2 protein-coding genes and 1 pseudogene are annotated in these 1,511 nt (G+C 62.4%); 2 read left to right on the plus strand and 1 reads right to left on the minus strand.

Annotated features, from left to right (window positions below):
- Positions 1–95: 95 nt before the first annotated feature.
- Positions 96–431 (plus strand): annotated as a pseudogene (locus tag C4S70_RS18350) (transposase); the annotation flags it as partial.
- A 53-nt stretch (positions 432–484) separates the two neighbouring features.
- Positions 485–949 (plus strand): NYN domain-containing protein, encoded by a 465-nt coding sequence (locus tag C4S70_RS18355; protein WP_104009517.1) that lies wholly within the window; start codon positions 485–487, stop codon positions 947–949.
- A 4-nt stretch (positions 950–953) separates the two neighbouring features.
- Here the strand turns inward: C4S70_RS18355 and C4S70_RS18360 are convergent.
- A partial coding sequence (locus C4S70_RS18360; RefSeq protein WP_104009518.1) for a DUF6441 family protein occupies positions 954–1,511 on the minus strand: 558 nt, incomplete at its 5' end.

Here is a 1,511-nt window from a genome sequence, read left to right on the forward strand (position 1 = left end):
GTCAGCATCTGCCCTCCCTCAAACCGGAAGAGCACGTTAACAGGCGGGCCAGTTTTTAACCGGCGACCCGGGTCAGTTTTACATCGGCGCTAACACCCGAGATCATGAACACCGACCAGGGCAGCCAGTTCACTTCCTTCGCCTGGACTGACCGGCTGCGCAGATCCTGCGTGCGCGTCTCGATGGACGGCAAGGGCCGGTTCCTCGACAACATCTTCGTCGAGCGGCTCTGGAGGAGCCTGAAATGCGAATGCGTCTACCTGCACGCATGGGAAACCGGATCAGAGGCCAGGACCGGTGTCGGCAAGTGGATCGAGTTCTACAACCGCAAGCGCCCCCATTCCGCCCTTGGCGGCAAACCCCCAGCCGTGGTCTACTGGCTGAGAAAAGACGAAACCCAACCCGGTCAGCAGGAGCAAAGAGTAGCTTAAATCAAGCCGGAAACTGTCCAGACATTGGGGAGTAGCTCACAGTACAGCAGGGCATGGCGCTCGACATTTATTATGCCATGACCAATCGGATCATCGACACCGGCTACAGGATCAGCTTCGGCAAGCTCTATCAGTTCATTGGGGGAACTGACCGTCAGGAGACGGCCCGGGCCATGCTCTTTGGTTCCAAGCCTCCCGAGAACGACGCTATTTGGGACATAGCAAAACGTGCGGGTTTCGAGGTCGTCACCCACGACAGAAACGCAGCGAACAAGGAAAAGAAGATCGATACCGGTATCGTTACTGAGATGACCAGGGACGCGTATCGCAATGCTACTCCCGGCGACGCTTTTACCTTAGTGTCGGGAGACTCCGACTACGTTCCGACTGTCGAGGCCCTAATTGGCGATGGCTTCCAAGTCGATGTCGTATTTTGGGACCACGCGGCACGGGAGCTTCGTGACTCTTGTTCCAATTTCATCTCGCTCAACCCGCATCTTGATGCGCTCAGGCCCTGAGCCACTAGTAAGACTTCAGGTGGCCCTCTACCCAATTCGCCACGATCAGCCCCGGCACGCTGTCGAGCGCCCGCTCGGCGTCGCGGTCGAGGTTGAGCCGCTTCGGCAGCTTGACCTGCGGGACCAGCAGGAAGACCGGCACGGTGGCGCGGCCCCGGCCGGTCTTGGAGCGGGAGGCGACACCGAGGCCCTTGGCGTTGAGCCGCCCGTCAGCGACCAGCAGGCTGGGTCCACGCCGCCGATAGACGAAGCGCAGGCGTATTCCCCTCCGCCGTTCCCATTCGCCGGGGGTCAGCTTCGCCCCGCGCCGCCCCTTGCCGGCGGCGGGCAGCGGGATCGCCAGCCAGAAGCCGTTCTTCGAGCGGATCAGCGGGCCGGTGTCATGGGCGCCGACAATGACCGGGGCCTTGGACCAGACCAGAGCGGCGGCGTTCAGGCTCTCGCCGGCCTTCGGGTAAGTCTGGCTTCGGATCGAGTTAGCGAGCCGACGCCCGAGCCCCGCGCCCGTGATCTGGCCGCGCCAGGCAGTCTTGAGCCCGGAGCCCGCCTCGCGCATGGCGGC

This window comes from Jhaorihella thermophila (genome assembly GCF_900108275.1).
Taxonomy (GTDB): Bacteria; Pseudomonadota; Alphaproteobacteria; order Rhodobacterales; family Rhodobacteraceae; genus Jhaorihella; species Jhaorihella thermophila.

What these genes read in the sequence shown, in the direction of transcription:
- C4S70_RS18355 (WP_104009517.1), top strand. Translation starts at nt 485, where the DNA reads ATGGCGCTCGACATTTATTATGCCATGACCAATCGGATCATCGACACC.